The 18,984-nt window shown below is 67.0% G+C and carries 13 protein-coding genes and 1 tRNA gene; 8 read left to right on the top strand and 6 right to left on the bottom strand.

Going from position 1 to position 18,984, the window contains the following annotated elements; all coding sequences use genetic code 11:
- Positions 1–14: 14 nt before the first annotated feature.
- Positions 15–956, top strand: coding sequence for a 2-hydroxyacid dehydrogenase (locus ACFOHJ_RS07405; RefSeq protein ID WP_378219936.1), 942 nt, complete (start codon positions 15–17; stop codon positions 954–956).
- 19 nt (positions 957–975) lie between these two features.
- On the opposite strand, the gene ACFOHJ_RS07400 is transcribed toward ACFOHJ_RS07405, so the two are convergent.
- Positions 976–1,051, bottom strand: a tRNA-Thr gene (locus ACFOHJ_RS07400).
- Positions 1,052–1,288: 237 nt separating this feature from the next.
- On the opposite strand from ACFOHJ_RS07400, the gene ACFOHJ_RS07395 reads away from it, so the two are divergent.
- Complete coding sequence (locus ACFOHJ_RS07395; RefSeq protein ID WP_378219844.1) at positions 1,289–2,422, top strand: hypothetical protein; 1,134 nt, start codon at positions 1,289–1,291, stop codon at positions 2,420–2,422.
- Between the two features lie 53 nt (positions 2,423–2,475).
- Here the strand turns inward: ACFOHJ_RS07395 and ACFOHJ_RS07390 are convergent, their stop codons facing one another.
- On the bottom strand, positions 2,476–4,071 hold the full coding sequence (locus ACFOHJ_RS07390; protein WP_378219843.1) for a cisplatin damage response ATP-dependent DNA ligase: 1,596 nt from the start codon (positions 4,069–4,071) through the stop codon (positions 2,476–2,478).
- Positions 4,072–4,151: 80 nt separating this feature from the next.
- On the opposite strand from ACFOHJ_RS07390, the gene ACFOHJ_RS07385 reads away from it, so the two are divergent.
- On the top strand, positions 4,152–4,550 hold the full coding sequence (locus ACFOHJ_RS07385; protein ID WP_378219842.1) for a YbhB/YbcL family Raf kinase inhibitor-like protein: 399 nt from the start codon (positions 4,152–4,154) through the stop codon (positions 4,548–4,550).
- Positions 4,551–4,555: 5 nt separating this feature from the next.
- Here ACFOHJ_RS07385 and ACFOHJ_RS07380 read toward each other — a convergent pair whose 3' ends face one another.
- Positions 4,556–5,566, bottom strand: coding sequence for a ligase-associated DNA damage response exonuclease (locus tag ACFOHJ_RS07380; RefSeq protein ID WP_378219841.1), 1,011 nt, complete (start codon positions 5,564–5,566; stop codon positions 4,556–4,558).
- 157 nt (positions 5,567–5,723) lie between these two features.
- Here ACFOHJ_RS07380 and ACFOHJ_RS07375 point away from each other — a divergent pair, with 157 nt between their 5' ends.
- Both ACFOHJ_RS07375 and pdeM read left to right on the top strand, forming a co-directional pair.
- Positions 5,724–8,336 (top strand): ligase-associated DNA damage response DEXH box helicase, encoded by a 2,613-nt coding sequence (locus tag ACFOHJ_RS07375; protein ID WP_378219840.1) that lies wholly within the window; start codon positions 5,724–5,726, stop codon positions 8,334–8,336.
- On the top strand, positions 8,333–9,046 hold the full coding sequence (gene pdeM / locus ACFOHJ_RS07370) for a ligase-associated DNA damage response endonuclease PdeM (protein WP_378219839.1): 714 nt from the start codon (positions 8,333–8,335) through the stop codon (positions 9,044–9,046). Before ACFOHJ_RS07375 ends, pdeM begins: the two co-directional genes overlap by 4 nt.
- Positions 9,047–9,054: 8 nt before the next feature.
- On the opposite strand, the gene ACFOHJ_RS07365 is transcribed toward pdeM, so the two are convergent.
- From ACFOHJ_RS07365 to ACFOHJ_RS07355, 3 genes are all read right to left on the bottom strand, one after another.
- Positions 9,055–9,867, bottom strand: coding sequence for a TIGR02186 family protein (locus ACFOHJ_RS07365; protein ID WP_378219838.1), 813 nt, complete (start codon positions 9,865–9,867; stop codon positions 9,055–9,057).
- Positions 9,867–10,790: a sulfite exporter TauE/SafE family protein gene (locus tag ACFOHJ_RS07360; protein WP_378219837.1), complete on the bottom strand. Its 924-nt coding sequence runs from the start codon at positions 10,788–10,790 to the stop codon at positions 9,867–9,869. Before ACFOHJ_RS07360 ends, ACFOHJ_RS07365 begins: the two co-directional genes overlap by 1 nt.
- A 196-nt stretch (positions 10,791–10,986) precedes the next feature.
- Entirely contained in the window at positions 10,987–14,640 is a 3,654-nt protein-coding gene (locus tag ACFOHJ_RS07355; RefSeq protein ID WP_378219935.1) for a peptidoglycan-binding protein, read from the bottom strand.
- 468 nt (positions 14,641–15,108) lie between these two features.
- Here ACFOHJ_RS07355 and ACFOHJ_RS07350 point away from each other — a divergent pair, with 468 nt between their 5' ends.
- From ACFOHJ_RS07350 to ACFOHJ_RS07340, 3 genes are all read left to right on the top strand, one after another.
- Positions 15,109–15,567 carry a MerR family transcriptional regulator gene (locus ACFOHJ_RS07350; RefSeq protein ID WP_378219836.1) on the top strand — a complete coding sequence of 153 codons (459 nt, stop codon included), beginning with the start codon at positions 15,109–15,111 and terminating at the stop codon, positions 15,565–15,567.
- 171 nt (positions 15,568–15,738) lie between these two features.
- Positions 15,739–17,517, top strand: coding sequence for an acyl-CoA dehydrogenase (locus tag ACFOHJ_RS07345; protein ID WP_378219835.1), 1,779 nt, complete (start codon positions 15,739–15,741; stop codon positions 17,515–17,517).
- An 83-nt stretch (positions 17,518–17,600) separates the two neighbouring features.
- Positions 17,601–18,809 (top strand): acetyl-CoA C-acetyltransferase, encoded by a 1,209-nt coding sequence (locus ACFOHJ_RS07340; RefSeq protein WP_378219834.1) that lies wholly within the window; start codon positions 17,601–17,603, stop codon positions 18,807–18,809.
- Positions 18,810–18,984: the final 175 nt, after the last annotated feature.

The raw sequence follows: 18,984 nt of genomic DNA, 5'->3' as shown, positions 1-18,984 counted from the left end.
GAGACATGCCGACACTGGAAAAGGGCCGCGTCCTGCTCGCCATCACCGGCTTTCACCCGCGGCGCTGGCACGAACTGCTTGCGGCCGAGCGCGAGGTGGTGTCGGAGCCGGACAGCCTCACCGACCCGTCGATCACCTATGCGGTGGTGTGGAAGCAGCGGCCGAACCTTCTGTCCACCCTCCCCAATCTGCGCGCCATCTTCTCGGTCGGCGCCGGCGTCGACCACATCCTTGCCGACCCGACCATACCCGACGTGCCGATCGTCAAGGTGGTGGCCGACAACCTGACCCAGCACATGACCGAATATGTCGTGTGGCGGGTGATGGATCATCATCGCCAGGGCATGCTCTACCATGCCCAGCAAAAGAAGAAGATCTGGCACGAGCCGCCCCAGCGCCCCGCGGGCGACATCGCCGTCGGTATCATGGGAATGGGCAATCTCGGCCGTGCCGCGGCCGCGGCGCTGCTTTCGCTCGGCTTCAAGGTCAATGGCTGGGCGCGCGGCGAAAAGGTCGTGGACGGTGTCTCGACCTTTGCCGGCGAGAGCGGGCTGGTGCCCTTCCTCAACGCCACCGACATCCTGGTCGTGCTCCTGCCGCTGACGCCCGCCACGCAGGGCATCCTCAATTATGGCCTGCTGAAGGAATTGCGGCGGCGCAACGGGCTGGGCGGCGCTGTCCTCATCAATGCCGGCCGCGGCCGCCTGCAGAAGGACGCCGATATCCTGCGCGCGCTGGACGACGGCACCTTGAAGGAAGCGAGCCTCGACGTGTTCGAGGTCGAGCCGCTGCCCAAGACCAGCCCGCTATGGGGGCATCCGAAAGTGTTCGTCACCCCGCATGCGGCGGCGACTTCCGACCCGAACCATCTGGTTCCGCCCATGCTGGACCAGATGGACGCCTTCGAGCGCGGCGAGCCGCTGCGCAACCTGGTCAACCGCAAGGAAGGCTATTGAACGATCTTTGGAAGAAGGGTGGTGCCGCCTGCGTGACTCGAACACGCGACCCTCGCATTACGAATGCGATGCTCTACCGACTGAGCTAAGGCGGCGCCGGAAGGCGGTGCCTTCAGGTTGCGCTGGGTGATAGACGGAAGCGCCGGGAATTTCAAGCCGGGTATTCGCCGAATCATGTGCGTGGCGGCACGCACCGCTCGACGCCGCTCAACGGCGTTGCCAGCAGGGTCGATGGCCGGCGCGGCCGCCGCAAACGACAGCCGGCAGTTGATTGATCGGCTCGCTGCGTTTAACGATCTTCCCGACGTGGACAGGCCACGAAGGAGCATTGCTTGGACCCGATCGAAAAAGCGATCCGGAACGCCTTTGCCAAAGGCAATGCTGAAGACCGCGCGTTTCGCGAGAAAGTCTACCGGTCGGCCTTCGCCGCGCTCGACCGTGCGCTTCAGGCCAATCCGAGCATTACCGTCGAAACCGCGATCAAGCGGCGCAAGGCGATGCAGGCCAGGATTGCCGAGATCGAAGCGGAATTCCTCCCTTCCGCTGCCCCGCAGGTAGAGCGCGACGCCCCGACTCCGTCGGTGGAGGCGCCGGCCGTTTCCGTGCCGGCTGCTGCATCGGCGCCATCGCCGGCGCCAGGTAATGGCCGTCAAGAGCCGTCGATGGGCGCTGAGCCGGCCCCGGCGGTTGCGGCTTCCTCGCGTTCCGATGCCGCGCCTGTCGTTCCCGACATCGTGCTGGAACCGACCTTTGCCGGTTCGACCTCGACCGAGGCCGGTTCGTTCGCCGGCGGCGGCGTCGAGGTCATGCCCGACCGCGACGAGCGTCGGGCGGCGCGCCGCTTTCCGGTCCGCCGGTTCGTGTTCGGCCTGCTGGTGCTCGCCGCCATCGCCGCCGGCGTGTGGTGGGTGGCGACCAGCGGCGTCCTCAAGCTCCCGCAGCGGCCCGGCGCGTCGGCGGTCGGCAGTTCCGAGTCCCCCGGCAACAACGTGGCGGAACCCGTCAGGCCCGGCGATGCCGGCCAGGACCGCAACTGGATCGTCGTCTTCACGCCGGACGACCCGACGCTGGTCAGCGCGCCCTCCGATGCCTCGGCCGAGGTCACGAAGGACGATACCGGCTCGTTCCTGCGCATCCGCTCGGGCGCTTCGGGCGCGGCGGTCAGCTTCGACGTAGGGCAGGGTGTGTTGAAGGAACTGGCGGGCAAGCACGCCGTCTTCGATGTCCTTGCCCGCTCCGAAGAAGGCAAGCCGACGCAGATGGTGCTCGACTGCAATTTTGGCGACTTCGGCGACTGCGGCCGCCGCCGCTTTGCCGTCGGCCATGAGCGCAACGAATACCTGTTCGACGTCCAGTTCCCCGACGCGCAGCCGAAGGCGGGCGGAACCATCGCGATCAATCCCGATTTCGAGGCGCAGGGCAAGGCCATCGATATCTACGAGATCCGCGTATCGGTCGCCCAGTAGGGCATCCCGCAGCCGGACGGAATCGCCCGGCGTCGCCTGAATAGCTGTGCCTTTCAGTCGAGCAGCGCCTGCAGCGTCTCGATGCGGTCGGCTTCGGCCGCCGGCTTGTCCCAGCGCAGCCGCGAGATGCGGGGAAAGCGCATGGCGACGCCTGACTTGTGCCGTGTGGAGCGGGCAAGGCCCTCGAACGCCACCTCCAGCACCAGGCCGCTGTGGCGGTCGGCGCGCACGGCGCGTACCGGCCCGAAGCGCTCGACGGTGTTGTCGCGCACATATTTGTCGATTTGCCGCAATTCCTCGTCGGTGAAGCCGAAATAGGCCTTGCCCACCGGCACCAGTTCCTCCGCGGTTTCCGGCCCGGACCAGACCCCGAACGTGTAGTCGGAATAGAAGCCGGACCGCTTGCCGTGGCCGCGCTGCGCATACATCAGCACCGCGTCGACGGTGTAGGGGTCGCGTTTCCATTTGAACCATGGCCCTTTCGGCCGCCCGGTGAGGTAGGGCGAATCCCGGCGCTTCAGCATCACGCCTTCGATGATCGGATGCGGCGGCGCGTTGCGCAGGGCTTCCAACTGCTCCCAGCTTTCGAACGGAACCAGCGGCGAAAGGTCGAAGCGGACCGGGTCGAGGCTTTGCACGAAGCCCTCCAGGCGTCTGCGCCGTTCGGTGAAGGGCAGCGCGCGCGTATCCTCGCCGCCGTCCTGCAAAAGGTCGTAGCAGCGCATGAAGGCGGGATAGCGCTGCATGATCTTCGCCGACACCGCCTTGCGGTTGAGGCGCTGCTGCAGGTCGGAAAAAGTGCCGGTCGCCGAGGGCGTGCCGACGAGCAACTCGCCGTCGAGCACGCCGGAAAAGGCCATGACCTCGGCAAGGTCGGGAAAGGCGCCCGACACATCGTCGCCGGTGCGCGAATAAAGCCGGCCCAGGCCTGCCTCGCAAACCGCCTGCACACGGATACCGTCCCACTTCCATTCCGCCGCGAAGTCTGCCGGTTCCAGCTTTTCAAGATCGTCGGTGTCGGCGGGATTGGCCAGCATCACCGGACGAAACAGGGCCTTTGCCTTGGTCTCGGGCCTCGCGGCCTTGCCTTCCAGCCAGGCGAAAAGCCCGGCATAGGGCGGCGCAAGGCCATGCCACAATTCCTCGATCTCGGTGACCTCGACCGGGCCGAGATCGGCCACGGCCTGCTTGGCGAGGCGTGCCGACACCCCGATCCTGAGGCCGCCGGTGACGAGCTTGAGGATGGCGTAGCGGGCCTCGATGTCGGCGCTGTCGAGCAGGTCGGCCAGCACCCTCGGTCCGTCTGAACGGCTCGCCGCCTGCAATTTTCCCACCACCTCGGCCAGCGTCGGCTGGTGGCCGGCGCGCGTTTGCGGTCCCGCCGGCCATACCAGCGAAACCGTTTCGGCAAGGTCGCCGACGTAATCGTAGGAATAGCCGAACAGGATGGGGTCGACGCGTTCGGCGACGAGGGCGCGCAGCATCGCCGGCTTCACCGCCGCGATGTTCAGCTCGCCGGTGATCGCCGCCAGCGCCAGTCCGCGGTCCGGGTCCTCGACGGTGCGGAAATAGTCGGTGAGCAGCCGCAGCTTGCCGTTGCGCGCCGGCGTCAGCACCAGCCAGTCGAGAAGCTCGGCGAAGCGGTTCATGATTGGTTACTTGACATTTGCCGCCCGCAGCACTGCCGTAGGCCGATCGACCGGCTGAACGGATGGTCAGGGGATTTACGATGATGAAGCGCGTGTTGACCTTGGTTGCCGCATCGGCGCTGCTCGGCCTGGCGCCGGCGGCGGCTGCCGATTTCTCGTTCGGGTTCGACTGGGGCAATCTCAGGAAATGCACCAGCGGCAACCCGAACACGGTGCCGAACCCCCGGTTCAGGCTTCGTGGCGTTCCCGCGGGAACCGCCTCCATCCAGTTCCGGATGGTCGACCTTGCCGTTCCTTCCTATCCGCATGGCGGCGGAACGGTGAAATATGCCGGCGAGTCCACGATCCAGCCGGGAGCTTTCCAGTACCGCAGCCCGTGCCCGCCCGGCGGGCGCCACACCTATGAATGGACGGCCGTCGCCAGGGACGCGTCCGGCAAGGTGCTCGGTCAGGCAAAGGCGCGCAAGGCGTATCCCTGAAGCCATCAGTCGCCCTCGTCCTCATAGCCGACGAGGTGCAGCGGCCGGGCGGCGATGCCTTCCAGTTCGCACCAGCGCACCAGCGCCTCCTCGCGGCCGTGCGTGACCCAGACTTCCCCGGCCCCGGTGTCGCGGATCGTGTCGGTCAGTTCGTCCCAGTCCGAATGGTCGGAGATGATGAGCGGCAGTTCGACGCCGCGCTGCCGGGCGCGCTGGCGGATGCGCATCCAGCCCGAGGCGAAGCAGGCGACCGGATCGGGAAAGCGCCGCGCCCAGCGGTCGGCGAAGGCGGCGGGCGGCCCGACGACGATCTGGCCAGCGAAATCGGCCCGGTTTCCGGTTTCCGCGGTTGCCGGTTCGAGCGGCCCGAGATCGATGTTGCGGCTCCGGTAGTAGTCGCAGAGTTTCGCCACCGCGCCGTGAATGTAGATCGGCCGCTCATGGCCGGCCTCGCGCAGCAGCCGGATGACGCGCTGCGCCTTGCCCAGCGCATAGGCGCCGACGAGATGGGTGCGTTCGGGAAATTGCGCCACTGATTTCAACAGCCGCGCCATCTCGTGGCCGTCCGAAGGGTGACGGAACACCGGCAGGCCGAACGTCGCCTCGGTGATGAACACGTCGCAAGCCACCACCTCGAACGGAAGGCAGGTGGGATCGGGTCGGCGCTTGTAGTCGCCGGAAGCGACGATGCGCAGGCCCTTGTGCTCCACCGCGATCTGCGCCGACCCCAGCACATGCCCGGCCGGGTGGAACCGGACGCTGGCCTCGCCGCAGGCGATGGTCTCGCCCAGCACGGCCGCCTGCGTCGATCCGGCGAATCCGTCGCCGTAGCGCAGGGCCATGATGTCGAGCGTCTCGCGCGTCGCCAGCACGGTGCCGTGGCCGGCGCGCGCATGGTCGGAATGGCCGTGCGTGACCAGCGCACGCGCCACCGGCCGCACCGGATCGATGAAGAAATCGCCGGGCGGGCAATAAAGCCCTTCGGGGCGGGGATGAAGCAGGTCGCTGGCGCGCATGCGGCAAAGATAGGCTTTTGTCGCGGCAGGGGAAGGCCGGGGGCAGGTTCTCCTGCCAAGCGACAAGCCGGGATACGGAAATGGGCACGCGGCTACGATCCCGTTTTGTTCCAGAATTTCCTTGGCGATTTGCCTTCCTCGCGCTACCTCTGCCCGGGTGACCGCCGAACCGCGCCTTACGGACGAAAATGCCGCCGCCTTGCTGCCCGAACCGTTCGCAAGATGGTTCGCGCAGAAGGGGTGGGCGCCGCGCGCGCACCAGCTCGAACTGCTTTCGCGCGCACAGGTCGGAGAATCCGTGCTGCTGATCGCGCCGACCGGCGCCGGCAAGACGCTGGCCGGATTCCTGCCGACGCTGACCGAACTGGCGGGGCGCACGAAGCGAAGGCCCGGCATGGCGAGGCACGGCGTGCACACGCTCTACATCTCGCCGCTGAAGGCGCTCGCCGTCGACATCGAGCGCAACCTCGGCAAGCCGGTAGCGGAGATCGGCCTTTCCCTCACCATCGAGACGCGCACCGGCGATACGCCGCAGCACAAGCGGGCGCGGCAGAAATTGGCCCCGCCCGACATCCTGTTGACGACGCCGGAACAACTGGCGCTGCTGATCGCCTCCCCGGATGCGAGGCGCTTCTTCGAGGATCTGCGCTATGTCGTGCTGGACGAACTGCATTCGCTGGTGACCTCGAAGCGCGGCCACCTTTTGGCCCTCGGGCTGGCGCGGCTGCGCCGGCTAGCGCCGGGCCTGCAGGCCATTGGCCTGTCGGCCACCGTCGCCGAGCCGGACGAACTGCGCCGCTGGCTGGTGCCGCAGATCCGGTTGAGCGCTGAACCCCCACCCCTGACCCCTCCCCCTTGTGGGGAGGGGTCAGGGGTGGGGGTCAACCAACCAGAAACGGCCCCGTCGGCGAGCAGGCCCATGGCTTCCCTCATCACCGTCGAGGGTGGGGCGAAGCCGGATATTTCGATCCTCGATTCGCAGGAACGGGTGCCGTGGGCGGGCCATTCGGCGCGTTATGCCATCGGCGAGATCTACGAGCAGATCAGGCGCCACAAGACGACGCTGCTATTCGTCAACACGCGCAGCCAGGCCGAGCTTCTGTTTCGGGAACTGTGGCGGGTCAACGAGGATACGCTGCCGATCGCGCTGCACCACGGCTCGCTCGACGTCGGCCAGCGGCGGCGAGTCGAAAAGGCGATGGGCGACAACGCGCTGAGGGCGATCGTCGCCACCTCGACGCTCGATCTCGGCATCGACTGGGGTGATGTCGACCTGGTCGTCCATGTCGGTGCGCCGAAGGGGGCGAGCCGGCTGGCGCAGCGCATCGGCCGCGCCAACCACCGCATGGACGAGCCGTCCAAGGCGATTCTCGTTCCGGCCAACCGCTTCGAGGTGCTGGAATGCCGGGCAGCGCTCGACGCCAACTATCTCGGCGCGCAGGACACGCCGCCGCTGACCGCCGGCGGGCTCGACGTGCTGGCGCAGCACGTGCTGGGCTGCGCCTGCGCCGCCCCCTTTCTGGCCGAGGACCTGCTGGCGGAAATCCGCGCCGCCGCGCCTTACGCCGATCTCGACGGCGAGACGTTCGGGCGCGTCGTCGATTTCGTCGCCACCGGCGGCTATGCGCTGAAAAACTACGAGCGCTATGCCCGCATCCGGAAGAACAAGGACGGCCGCTGGCGCGTCAGCCATCCGCGCGTCGCCCAGCAGTACCGACTGAACGTCGGCACCATCATCGAGGTGCCGGCGCTCAACGTGCGCTACGTGAAGGCCGGCTCAAAGGCTTCCGCTTCGCGCGGCGGCATGGTGCTCGGCAAGATCGAGGAAGCGTTTTTGGAAACGCTGGTTCACGGCGACACGTTTCTGTTTGCCGGCAAGATATTGCGCTTCGAGGGCATCCGCGAGAACGAGTGCTTTGTCTCGAATGCACCGGGCAAGGACGCCAAGGTGCCCTATTACGGCGGCGGAAAATTCCCGCTCTCCACCTACCTGGCCGAACAGGTGCGGCGCATCATCGACGATCCGGCGCGCTGGAAGAACCTGCCGGTGCAAGTCGCCGACTGGCTCGCCATCCAGGCCGACAAGTCGATGCTGCCGAAGCGGGCCGACCTTCTGGTCGAGACCTTTCCGCGGGGAAACAGGCACTACATGGTGGCCTATGCCTTCGAGGGCCGGCTGGCGCACCAGACGCTCGGCATGCTCCTGACGCGCCGGCTGGAGCGAGCCGGCGCGCGCCCGCTCGGCTTCGTCGCCACCGACTACGCGCTCGCCGTCTGGTCGCTGGGCGACATGGGCGCAATGTTCAGGGCGGGAAAGCCGTCGCTCGGGGCACTGTTCGACGAGGACATGCTGGGCGACGACCTCGAGGCGTGGCTGGCCGACAGCTGGCTTCTGAAGCGCACCTTCCGCGCCTGCGCGCTGATCTCGGGCCTGATCGAGAAGCGTCATCCGGGCCAGGAAAAGAGCGGCCGCCAGGTCACGGTGTCGACCGATCTCATCTACGACGTGCTGCGCAGCCATGAGCCCGACCATATCCTGTTGCAGGCGACGCGGGCGGACGCCGCCGCCGGCCTGCTCGATGTCAGCAGGCTTGCCGGCCTGCTCTCGCGCGTCCGGGGCCGAATCGTGCATAAGCATCTGGAACACATCTCGCCGCTGGCGGTCCCGATTATGCTGGAGGTCGGCAAGATGCCGGTCAACGGCGAGGCCGACGAGACATTGTTGATGGATGCGGCCGGCCTGGTCGAGGAGGCCATGGGGTCAGGATGAAGATTGTTTCTGCCCGTGCTGAGCACAGCGAAGGAGACTTGGTTTCCATCGCTGGCGAACGCGCGGTATGCGACCGGCGCGGCGTGCTCTACTTTCCCGATTACGGGTTGCTGGCCGTGTCCGACCTGCATCTGGAAAAGGGGTCTTCGCTGGCGCGGCGCGGCACGCTCGCCCCGCCCTACGATACGGCGGCGACGCTGCTTCGGCTTCAGGCGGTGATTGCCGATTACCGGCCTGAAATCGTCGTCAGCCTCGGCGACAGTTTCCATGACGGCGAGGGCGCCGCACGCATGCACGCGGCGTTCCGGGCGCAGCTCGAAGCGCTGATGGCCGGCCGCGACTGGTTCTGGGTCGCCGGCAACCACGATCCGGAAGCGCCGGCGGGCCTGCCGGGAGAAACCGTGCGCGAGATCATGATCGGCGCCCTGTCGTTCCGCCACGAACCGTCGCCGGAGCGGGCGGAGGGCGAGATCTCCGGCCATCTGCACCCCTGCGCGCGGATCGTGCAGCGTGGCCGTTCGGTGAGAAGGCGCTGCTTTGCCGGCGACGGCGGCCGCATGATCATGCCGGCCTTCGGTGCCTATACCGGATCGCTCAACGTGCTCGACCGCGCCTATGCCGGCCTGTTCCGGCACGAGAGCCTGATGGCCTACATGCTGGGCGCAAGGCGCATCTTCGCGCTGCCGGGCTCGATGCTGCAGCCGGGGTAGGCGGCCGTTCAGTCCTTGCGGAAGACGATGCGGCCGAGCCAGCCGGTGATGATCGCCAGGAACACGGCGAACGAGCCGTAGAAGATCGAATGGTTGTGGGCGAGGCGGTAGACCGCCTGCTCGAAGCCCGACTTGCGGATTTCGAGCTGCGCCGAATTTTCCTTGATGAACAGCCCGTTCTTGAACAGGAAGGCGCGCGCCTTGTGGGTGCCGATCTGCACGTCCGGCGCGAGCCGCACCGTGGCACGGAACAGGTTCTGAGACAGGAACTGCACGCCGCCGACATTCTCGCTGTAAAGGCCGGTGGCGCTCTTACGCTCGCGTAGCGCCTTGGTGAATTCCTGGATGGTCGTCGGGTTCTGGTCCGGTTCGGCCGGCTCCAGGTAGATGTTGTTGGGGCCGAGCGACAACTGCTTGTAGCTGTTCGGCTCGGTGATGTCCTGCAACGGGCGCGTACTCGCCATCGAATAGGAGACCGGCACGTTGTCGAAGGTTTCCGATTCCAGGTTGATCCAGACGCCGAGCACGCGGTCCTTGCGGCGCACGACGACGGGCTGGCCCGGTCCCTCCAGCACAACGATGACGTCGTAGCGGCCCTGCCGCGCGACCTGCGGGTCGGCGTCCTCGAGCGAACCGAAGATGGTGAGGTCGGCGCCCGAGAAGCCGGCGGTGATGGCGATGTTGTTGGTGGAAAGGCCGATCTGGATGCCCTCGCTGTGCAGGGGGCGGGCATAGGGCGCCTGCGCCTGCGCAACTGGAGCCAGCACCAGCGAAAGCGCCGCCGCGGCCAGGAAAGCCTTGAGGGTGGAGCGCCCATCCATCAGTTCAGGCCCGCGGTCGAGAGCGAGTAGAGGTTGGGCGGCGTGACGAACAGGTCGATGGCAAGGCGGATCGCGACCGCCAGCACCAGAAGCGCCAGCAGAGCCCGCAATTGTTCGCCGCGCAGCTTCTGCCCGACCTTGGCGCCGTATTGCGCGCCCGCGACCCCGCCGGCCATCAGCATGAAGGCGAGGATGACGTCGACCGTATAGTTGGTCGCCGAGTGGATCAGCGTGGTGTAGGCGGAGGTGAAAATGATCTGGAACAGCGAGGTGCCGATGACGACGTTGGTCGGCACCTTGAGCAGGTAGATCAGGGCCGGCACCATGATGAAGCCGCCGCCGACGCCCATGATCGAGGACAGAAAGCCGATGGCCGCGCCGAGGCCCAGCACCGGGATCACGCTGACGAACAACTTCGAGGCGCGGAAGCGCATCTTGAGCGGCAGGCGGTGGATCCAGTTGTGCTGGCCGGATTTCTTCAGCACCGGCGCGGCCCCGTCGCGGCTCTTGCGCAGCGCGTTGACGCTCTCGATCAGCATCAGCCCGCCGACGATGCCGAGCATGATGACATAGAGAAGCGAGATGAACAGGTCGAGCTGCCCCAGCCGGCGCAGGAAGCCGAACACGAATATGCCGCCGGTGGATCCGACCACGCCTCCCGCCAGAAGCACGCCGCCGAGCTTGAAGTCGAGCGTGCCGCGCTTCATGTGCGACAGCGCGCCGGAGAAGGAGGAGGCGATGACCTGGTTGGCGCCGGTGGCGACGGCGATGGCGGGCGGGATGTTGTAGAAGATCAGCAGCGGGGTGATGAGAAAGCCGCCGCCGACGCCGAACATGCCCGACAGGAAACCCACCGCGGCCCCCATGGCCAGCAGCACGAAGACGTTGACGGAAATTTCCGCGATCGGGAGATAAATGCCCACCCGTCAGTCTCGTTCTGTTTCATTGGCCGGCCATGACGGCCGGGCCTGCCTATCGTCTTGAAAGTCTATATCACCGAAAAGCTAACCTGTTCTTGCCGCGACGCCGCGAAGGCGATCGCGGCGTCGAAACAAAAGCATCTCAATCGGTTAGCAGGCAAATTTGTGGCAGGGCGTCGTGGAAACGACGCCGATGCCGCTATTTCTTCGCAAGCAGCGCCTTGACCAGCTTTTCGTCGACTTCGCCGGTCGGCGGCAGTTCGTTGTCGCTCTGGAAGGCCATGATGGCGTTCTTGGTCTTCTCGCCCATGACGCCGTCGGCACCGCCGGCCTCGTAGCCGTTCTTGTTGAGGATGCGCTGGATGTTCTGCACGGCCTTCTTCATGTCGATGCTGGCCGTCACCGCCGGGTCCGCGTCCTGCCAGGAGGCGGGGATGTCGACCGCGTTGACGGCCTCGTCGATGGGCTTGGCCTTCCACAGCTTGGCGGCGGCGCGGGCGCGCTCCAGCTGCTCGGGCCGCAGCGCGTGCGCGATCTCGTCGCGCTTGGCGGCGGCGTCCTTGTCGCCGGCATCGGCAACGAGCGAGAACCACTTGTAGGCCTCCTCGAGGTTCTGCTTCATGCCCACGCCCTTGGCGGCGAGGATGCCGAGGTTGAACTGGCTGTCCTTGACGCCGAGGTCGGCCGCCGCCTGGAACCAGCGCGCCGCCGCTTCATTGTCGGGGGCGCCGTCGGTGGCCATGGCGAACAGCACGGCGAGGTTGTGCATGGCGCTGGCGTTGCCCTGGGCTGCTGCCAGTTGATACCAGGTCTTGGCCTTTGGAATGTCGCGCTCGACGCCGATGCCCTTCTCGTAGAAATTGCCGATACGGTATTCGGCCGGGGCGAAGCCGCGTTCGGCCGATTTCTCGTACCACTTCGCGGCGGCAGCCATGTCTTCCTTGACGCCGCGCGCCTCGGCATAGCGCGAGCCGATCTCGAACAGCGCCTTGGCATCGCCTTGCGCGGCCGCGTCGCGCAGCGCCTGCGGGCCGGCGTCGGCGGGAATGTCGGTCGAAGGCTGGGTGGTGGCAACGGCAGCAGCAGCGGCGGCGGGAGTCGCAACCGCGCCGGTCGTCTCGGTCGGGGCGAACGCGGAGGGTTGGAAAGCGGCCGTGTGAACGGCCTCATGCGGTGCTTCCGCCGGGATCTCGATGGTCGCGGCCTCGGCAGGCGTCGCCTCGGCGGCGGGGGTCGTGACGATGCGGTCCGGCGCGGCTTCGTCGGCGGGCTGTGCGTCGTGCACCGGCGCCGGCGCATCTGCCGATGCCGTTTTCTGGGCCGGCGCTGCCTGGGCTTCGCCCTCTCCGGGGCTGGCCTGGAGTTCGGTCGTTGCCGCCGCGGGTTCGCCGGCATCGGTTGCCGCCGCCACGTCCGCGTGCTGCTCGGCGACGATCGGGCTGGCGTTGCTGGCGGCGGTCTGCGTGGAGTCGGCCAGGAGCGCCTTGCCGAGCAGCGTGCCGGCCAGCGCCAGGGCTATGGCGGTGGTGGCCATCAGGATCGGCTTGCGCCGGGCCTTGAGCATGTCGCCGATGCGCAGCGCCCGCACCGGGCCGCCGAGCGAGGACTGCCGCTTCTGCGCGTCGGCCTCGGCGGCCGCCGCCTGCGCGGCCCGCCTTGCCGCGGCGATGAAATCGGACTGCGAGGCGTCGCCCGATGCCGGGTTGCCTGCCGCCTGTCCGCGCTCGTCGCGCACGCGCTTCATGATGGCGCTGAGGTCGGGCGCGCCCGAGCCGGGTTCGAGCGGCTGGTTGGCGAGCCGCGGGTCGAGCGGCTCGTCGAGGTCGACGGCCGGCGTCTCGGCGGCCGCTGCCGGCTCTTCCGCGGAAGGGGTTTCCGGCCGCTTCTTCCGGAACGCGCGGCTAAGGCCGCCCAGCATCGACTTGCGGCGGCCGCTTTTCTCCGCCGGCTCGGCGATAGGGTCGCTGCCGAGCGCGGCCATGGCGGCTTCGGCGGCGGCCTGTGCCGGCGTGCGAACCATGGCTTCGGGCTCCCGCACCGGGGTGGTGGCGTCGAGCGTGGCCATGCCTTCGGCGAGCAGCAGCGACGGCTGGTCGACCTCCATGGAGGGCGCATTGTGCACCGTGATCTTCGGCTCGGGGAGGGGGGCGGCCTGTTCCAGCGAGCCGAGCCGGTCGACGATCTTGAGCAGCGTGTCGTGGATGGCCTCGAAGGTGCGGGAGTTGCGCTCGTCGGAGCGGCGCGTCAGCGTCTCCAGCATCTTGAGGTCTTCGGCGAGGCCGGAAACGGCGGCGCTGTCGGCATTCGATCCGGCCAGCGACCGCACGGCGTTCTCCGCCGCTTCGCGGGCGGCGTGCACGATCGCGTTCTGCGTTGCCGCGAGCGCCTGCTCGATGTCGTCGAGACGAGGCGCGATGGCCTCGAATTCCGGCGACTGGGCGCCGGTCTGCGCAAGGTGGGCCGAAAGGCTGTTTACCTGCGCCTCGAGGCTGCGGATGAGATCGGGGTCGATGCTCGCCACCAGCGCGGCGGAGGCGTCGAGCCGTTCGGCGAAGGCGCTGAAGCGGGCGTCGATGGCGTCCATGATGCCGGCGCTGGCGATCTGCGCTTCCGGTCCGCGCTGGTCGAGCCTCGCGACGACCTCGTCCAGCCGCCGTTCGAGGTCCTGGAACAGGAGCGTGCTCTGCTCGAGAACGTCGCCCTGGCGGCGGTCCATGACGGCGGACAGCGCCTCGAACCGCTGTTCCAGCCCATGGAAGAGCATGTCCGGGTCCGGCATCACCGGCGCGTGGTCGATCTTGTCGGCGATCAGCGCGATCTGCTGGGCTAGCCGTTCCATGGCCTGCTGCGGCAGGTTGGTCTGCGCGGCAAGGTCGTCGACATGCGCCGACAGCATGGTGAGGCGGGCCATCATCTCCTGGCCCTGCCGGTCGGCGGTCACTTCCTCGATCTGGGCGGCAAGGGAATCGATGCGCCGCTCGATACGGTCCAGCGCCTCGGGGTCGACGCTGCTGTTCTGGGCGGCGACGCTGGAGGCTACGATGGCGCGCGAAATCTCGTCGAGCCGCTCGTCGATCATGGCCAGCGTGTTGCCGGAGCCGTCGCTTTCGCGGCTGACGAAATGATCGACGGCGCCGGCCAGCGTCCGCACCTTCTCCTCGAGCGAGCGCAGAGACAGCGATTCGGGCAGGTTGTTGACGGCGTTGCCGATCTGCTCCAGCCGCTCGGCCAGCATGGCGATGGCATCGTCGCCGGCCTGCTTGCCGGCATTGGCGTCGACGCGGGTCTCGAAGGCGCTCCAGCGACGGTCGAAATCGTCGAAGCGGCGGCCGACCGACTGCACGCTTTGCTCGCGGGCGAGGATGTCGAGCGCGGCCCTCACCTGTTCCATCTCCAGGCGAAGGGAATTGATGTTGCGGTCGTCGCTCTTTTCGGCAAGAGCCTGGATGGCGCCCGACAGCCGCTCGAATTCCCGGCCGAGCTCGGCGCTGTCCCTGGCGGCGGGCGAGGACTGGGCGGCGCGGCCGATATCCTGGCGCAGCGCCTCGAATTCGCGGTGCAGGCCGGAGGTCATCTGGCTGCGCAACTCCTCGCGCAGGCCGCGCAGTTCGCCGGCGATCCTGCCGGCGGCTGTCGGGCCGTCGGCCTCGCCTTCGCGGGCGCCTGCCGGCTGGGTCATCGGCGGGTAGGCACGCCGCGGCTCGGGGTTGCGTGGCTCCGCAGAGGCCTGGCGGCTGCGGCCGATCTGCTCTTCCAGCGCCTTGAGCGACTGGTTGAGCTGGTCCAGCGCGCTGAGCGACTTGTGCTGCCTGCCGGCGTTGAGTGTGTCGAGGTAGGACCGCTTGGTGTTCATCGGGACGCCGTCTTTCGAAATGGCTGGCACGGGGCCAGATCCTCTCAACTCCTGTCGCAATCGAGGCGGGAACGCCCGAACTCGGCGAGGGCAGAGTTCCGCAGCTTGTCCGGCGCTTCGAAGACCGTGAAAAAATCGATACAGGATGACCACGGATAACCGACATCCGCACAATTCCCCCGACATGGTAAATAACGCGTTAACCAAGCTTAAGAACGTTGAAGGGTTATTCGGAAATCGCCGGAGAAAGACGGCTTCGCGCCGACCTACGCTATTGTTGTCTGATAAAACCCTTGCGTGTAGGGAATCGGCCTCGTATATCTTTTACGTAAACGTAAGATGGCTTGGCGAGCGTTGTACGATTTGTCGAAACTACGATCCGGAAGCCGGGCGCCCGAACGGCTCCGTAAGGGCATGCGGTCTCGTCCGTGTCGTGACGGCGGGGAGTGACGGCGGGGAGTGATGCCGATGGAAATGGGAACGGATGGCCGGGCAGCCGGTGGGGAAGCCGTGCCGGGCGAGGCGGAAGACGATCTCACCCGTATCGGCGACATGGCCAAGACCTTCGGCGTGACGCTGCGCGCGCTTCGCTTCTATGAGGACAAGGGCCTGTTGCAGCCGCGGCGCGAAGGGGCGACGCGGCTCTACACGCGCCGCGACAAGGCGCGGCTGAAGCTGATCCTTCTCGGCCGCCGGGTCGGGTTCTCGCTGCGCGACGTCAAGCAGATGATCGATCTCTACGACCCGACCGGTTCGAACACGAAGCAACTGCGGCTCACGCTCGAGAAGTCGGAAAAACAGCGCGTGCGGCTGCAAAAGCAGCGCATGGCGATCGACGAAGCGATCGCGGAACTCGACACCATGATGGACGTGGTCCGCACCCAGCTCGCAGAGCAGGCTGGCGACAAGAACCGCACCGCCGGCTAGCCTGTTTTCCGGCTTGGAAGGCTTGTCTGGTCGCAAGCTCGATGCAGGCAGGTCGCGTCGTTTGGTTGAGAAATATTGATGTTTACGTAAACGTCAATATTTACTAGTTTGACCTCGACAGGCAGGGCATGGGCGTTCACGGTGCCTGTCGCAACGAGCAGGAGCAAGCACATGCCGATCTACACCGCGCCGGTTCGGGATACGCTGTTCGTGCTCGACGAAGTGCTGGGTTTTTCGCGCTACTCCAACCTGCCGGGCTTTTCGGATGCGTCGCCGGATGTGCTGGAAGCGATTCTCGCCGAAGGCGCGAAGCTGGCCGAAAACGATATGCTGCCGCTTAACCGTGTCGGCGATACCGAAGGCTGCGTGCGCCATGACGACGGCTCCGTGGCGACGCCGACAGGATTCAGGCAGGCCTTCGACAAGTACCGCGAAGGCGGTTGGATGGGGCTGGCCGTTCCCGCCGAGCATGGCGGGCAGGGCCTGCCCTATGCGGTGCATACGGCGGCCGGGGAGTATTTCTCCTCCGCCAATATGGCGCTGATGATGTATGCGGGCCTGACCCAGGGCGCGATCGCCGCCCTCATCGCCCACGGCAGCGACGCGCAGAAGGCGACCTTCCTGCCGAAGATGGTCGACGGCTCGTGGACCGGCACCATGAACCTGACCGAGCCGCATTGCGGCACCGATCTCGGCCTGCTGCGTACCAGGGCGGTCCCGGCCGGCAACGGCGTCTACAAACTGTCGGGGCAAAAGATCTTCATCTCGGCCGGCGAGCACGACATGGCCGAAAACATCGTCCATCTGGTCTTGGCCCGCATCGAGGGCGCGCCGGAAGGCACGAGAGGCATTTCGCTGTTCATCGTGCCGAAGTTCAAGCTCGACAAGGACGGCAACCCCGGCGGGCGCAACGCGGTCTCGTGCGGCTCCATCGAGGAGAAGATGGGCATCCACGGCAACGCCACCTGCGTCATGAACTACGACGAGGCCGAGGGCGTGCTGCTCGGCGAGGAAAACGGCGGGCTGAAGGCCATGTTCGTGATGATGAACGAGGCGCGGCTCGGCGTCGGCCTGCAAGGCCAGTCGATCTCGGAGGTCGCGTATCAGAACGCGGCCGCCTATGCGAAGGAGCGCTTGCAGGGCCGCTCGCTGGGCGGGCCGAAGAACCAGGATAGCAAGGCCGATCCGATCATCGTCCATCCCGACATCCGCCGCGCGCTGATGACCATGAAGGCCTTCAACGAGGCGGGTCGGGCGCTGCTTCTGTGGACGGCGCTGCAGTCGGATATCGCCCACCGCGCCGACGATGTACAGGCCCGCCAGACCGCCGACGACCTGCTCGGCCTGTTGACGCCGGTGGTCAAGGGCGTGCTGACCGATCGCGGCTTCGACCACGCGGTGATGGCGCAGCAGGTGTTCGGCGGCCATGGCTATATCGAGGAAAACGGCATGAGCCAGTTCGTGCGCGATGCCCGCATCGCCATGATCTACGAAGGGACGAACGGCATCCAGGCGCTCGATCTCGTCGGCCGTAAGCTGGCGCAGAACGGCGGCCGCGCCGTGCAGGCCTTCTTCAGGGAAGTCGGCGATTTCTGCGAGGAAAACCGTTCCGATGAAAAGATGGCGCCTTTCACCAAGGCGCTGAAGAACGGGCTGAACGACCTTCAGGCCGCGACGCTATGGCTGATGCAGAACGCGGTGGCCAAGCCCGACAATGCGGGCGCCGCCGCCAGCGACTACCTGCATCTCTTCGGGCTGGTGGCGCTCGGCTATATGTGGGGGCGCATGGTCAAGGTGGCGCTGGCGCAGGCCGGCACGGAGTTCTACGACAACAAGCTGGTCACCGCGCGCTTCTTCATGGAGCGCCTCTTGCCGGAGACGGGGCTGCGGCTGGCGCGCCTGTCGAGCGGCGCCGATACGATGATGGCCTTGCCGGCCGAGGCGTTCTGACAGCCGGCGAGCGGTGTCGCGACCTGGAATGAAATTGGCGGTCGCGCGTGCCTGCGGCGCGACTGCTGAGCGAGGAGAAGAAAATGGCCGAAGCTTATGTCTATGATGCCGTGCGCACCCCGCGCGGGCGCGGCAAGAAGGACGGCGCGCTGCACGAGGTGCCGGCGGTGCGGCTGGCGGCAAGGACGCTGGAAGCCGTCCGCGACCGCAACGGGCTCGACACCTCGACGGTGGACGACATCATCTTCGGCTGCGTCGATCCGGTCGGCGAGGCGGGCTCGGTCATTCCGCGCGCCGCCGCCTTCGAGGCCGGCTACGACGACAAGGCGCCGGGCATGCAGATCTCGCGCTTCTGCGCCTCCGGCCTCGATTCCATCAACCTGGCCGCCGCCAAGATCGTGCAGGGCGCCGACGACATCGTCATTGCCGGCGGGGTCGAATCGATGAGCCGCGTCGGCATGGGCATGTCGGGCGGCGCCTGGTTCATGGACCCATCGGTCGGCCTGCCGGCGTGGTTCGTGCCGCAAGGCATCTCGGCCGACCTCATCGCCACCAAATACGGCTTCTCCCGCGACGACGTCGACGCCTATGCGGTGGAAAGCCAGAAGCGCGCGGCGCACGCCTGGGAAAAGGGTTTCTTCAGGAAGTCGGTCATTCCGGTCAAGGACCAGAACGGGCTCACCATCCTCGACCATGACGAGCACATGCGCCCCGGCACCGACATGCAGGCGCTGGCGGCCCTCAACCCGTCCTTCGTCATGCCCGGCGAGATGGGCGGTTTCGACGCGGTGGCGGTGCAGAAGCACCCGGAGATCGAGGCGGTGAACCACGTTCATCACGCCGGCAATTCCTCCGGCATCGTCGATGGCGCGGCCGCCGTGCTGCTCGGCTCGAAGAAGGCCGGCAAGATGCTTGGCGTGAAGCCGCGCGCGCGCGTAAAGGCCTTCGCCAATATCGGCTCGGAGCCGGTGCTGATGCTGACCGGCCCGGTCGACGTGACGGAAAAGCTCCTGAAGCGCGCCAGGATGAAGCTGTCCGACATCGACCTGTTCGAGCTGAACGAGGCGTTCGCCGCCGTCGTGCTGCGTTATATGCAGGCGTTCGACATTTCGCATGACAGGATCAACGTCAATGGCGGCGCCATCGCCATGGGCCATCCGCTCGGCGCGACCGGGGCGATGATCTTCGGCACGGTGCTGGACGAACTGGAGCGGCGCGACCTCAACACCGCGCTGGTGACCTTGTGCATCGGCGCCGGCATGGGCACCGCGACGATCATCGAGCGGGTGTAGCGCCCTTCTTCCTTCTCCCCGTTCACGGGGAGAAGGTGGCCCGAAGGGCCGGATGAGGGGCAGAGCCGGCGTTCCAAGGTTCGCGCCGCCCCTCACCTGCCTGCCGGCATCCTCTCCCCGTTTACGGGGAGAGGAACGCAGTTTCCCCGTCGCGCCCACACGCTGACGTTACCGA

The sequence above is a fragment of the Aquamicrobium soli genome, assembly GCF_042646345.1.
GTDB classification, from domain to species: Bacteria; Pseudomonadota; Alphaproteobacteria; order Rhizobiales; family Rhizobiaceae; genus Mesorhizobium; species Mesorhizobium soli_A.
This window is presented reverse-complemented; position numbering and strand designations above follow the sequence as displayed.